Origin of the sequence: Thalassolituus marinus (assembly GCF_020320395.1) — a bacterium.
In the GTDB taxonomy this organism is placed as follows: domain Bacteria; phylum Pseudomonadota; class Gammaproteobacteria; order Pseudomonadales; family Oceanobacteraceae; genus Venatoribacter; species Venatoribacter marinus.
In genome coordinates this window covers 14,824-16,822 of sequence record NZ_JAEDAH010000093.1, presented here as the reverse complement: position 1 = coordinate 16,822, position 1,999 = coordinate 14,824, and the positions used below count along the sequence as shown (strand labels likewise).

The window sequence follows — 1,999 nt, the reverse complement described above, 5'->3', positions numbered from 1 at the left end:
CATCTGCCGCGGGTCGGGCTCTTCATCGCCAATGGCCAGCGCACTATCCAGCCGCTCTAACACCAGATGAGAACTGGCGATGGCGTCGCTCAGGGCTTCGCGCGGCAGTGGTGATGCATCCGGCAAGGCGGAAAGTACGTCGAAATAGAAGTGATCGTACGCCTTATAGACGATGGCGTCGGCAACGGAGCCCAGCAGCTGGTCGGCGACCATGCTGCAGTACTAAGATGGGTGTCTGGTTAGCGTTAGCTTCTACAGACTGGGGGACGCCATTTTCGCCAAGTGCCCAGACGGCTTCGTCAGTACTAAAATAACGTAGATTTCCAGCCTGCCTCTAGACTTCGGCATGGTCGCATATGGCATTAAGGATAAGATGGGGTGTTAATGTGTAACGTGCCACCGAAATATTCAGTGGCACTTCAACCGAATTTTATTGGTTTGCTTTGATTTCGTCATCCAGTGCCTGATCCCATTGGAAGTCGATACTGAAGTCACCAGAAGGTTTCAGAGTGAATTTTGCCCGATTCCATTTATTATTCCCTGACATTATTTCTTTTATTTCTTCAAAATAATCGTATGCATCGTCCTCAACTTCAAAGTAAAGAGTTTTACCATCTAACTCGTACACACCGTTAAAATTTGCTGCATCATCAAAAACTTCAGCATTAATTACGGCCCTATCCCATGAGGTAGTAATCGACTTAGCAATTCCCTGTGCAATTTTCAAATATATCTCATCTATAGTATCAGACACTATAATCACCCTCCGGATTGATTTTTAAATATCGACTTATAAGGCTGGCCATCGATTGTATACCGAGCTACAAACTTAGTCGGCCTTTTACTACCTGCCTCATATACGGGCTTAATATCGACAGTTACTTCTTTCCCTTCTTCAAGGGCTTTTGCCCATGTATTCTCCATAGACTTCCATGCCCCCCGGTTAAGGTTCGAGTTCATTGGGGCATAGTTAATCTGCTCACCTGAACCATCAAAAATAGATGCAATCAGGTGGCCACCATCGTCATCGGCTAAGCCATCCTTAATTCCGGCTTCTTTAGCCGACTTTCCTTGCTGGTAAGTATTCCTGTCCCGCGTATTCAGGTCAAGCTTACCGCTAACTCTGCTAACCCGTCCTTCGCTGTCGGTCTCATACAGGTAATCTCCCACCTTATATGAATGATCTGGCTTCAGCTCTCCATTAAGTTCTTTATTCCATCCACCTTTCTGACCTGGCTCCAGCTCGGTAACATTATCTGCAGCTGGACTTGCCGGCCCACTCGCCCCTTTCGTAACCAACTTCTCGTCCGTCTCCAGATCCTTAAAGCTTGCCTTCTCCTGCTTCGCACTGCGCTTGCTGTTACGCAGCGCGATTTTCTTCGAAGCCTGAGCAAACTCACTGAGCAGGTCGCCCACCGAACTGAACTTACGGATCAGAGCAGCTTTACTGCCCACCATAGCCAGCACACCGGCACCGCCGGTTACGGCCGCGAGAATAATGGTAAGGATAATTTCAAACGCACCAGAGCCTGCTACTTCAGCGATCTCGATGCTGTGCTGAGCTTCGGCGTAATCTTTAACAAAGCGATAGAGCATTTCGCGTAGGGATTCATCGCTCATCACCAGATCCGACATGGCAATGGCTTCGTCGATTTGCTGCGCGTTAATGGCGGTCGGGTCGAAGCCCAGCGCCTCTACCAGCTCACGCTTCTCGGCACTGAGAATATTGCTGGAATAGGCTTCGGCGAAGTTCTCTGAATCCCAGGCGGCGCGAATGGCTTTGATGTTGTTGTGGATACGCACCACCGGGTTAACCACATCGCTGACTTCCTTAGCCCACAGTGCCAGCCCCCAGGCTGATGAGCCAATGCCGGTCATAAAGGCACCGGTGTAGATAGCTACTTTGGTAACAGCGGATTCCTGCGACAGCATGCGTTCGTGCATCGCGGCTTCGGCACGCTCGCCAGCAATAATATTGAACAGCGCACTCTGAATACGT

2 protein-coding genes and 1 pseudogene are annotated in these 1,999 nt (G+C 49.6%); all 3 read right to left on the bottom strand.

The features are described from left to right. A pseudogene (locus I9W95_RS14570) lies at nt 1-213 on the bottom strand (hypothetical protein); the annotation flags it as partial. A 217-nt stretch (nt 214-430) separates the two neighbouring features. Further along, entirely contained in the window at nt 431-754 is a 324-nt protein-coding gene (locus I9W95_RS14565) for an immunity protein YezG family protein (RefSeq protein WP_225676164.1), read from the bottom strand. A 5-nt stretch (nt 755-759) separates the two neighbouring features. Further along, nucleotides 760-1,999, bottom strand: a 1,240-nt coding sequence (locus tag I9W95_RS14560; RefSeq protein ID WP_225676162.1) for a DNA/RNA non-specific endonuclease, incomplete at its 5' end; no start/stop codon positions are given.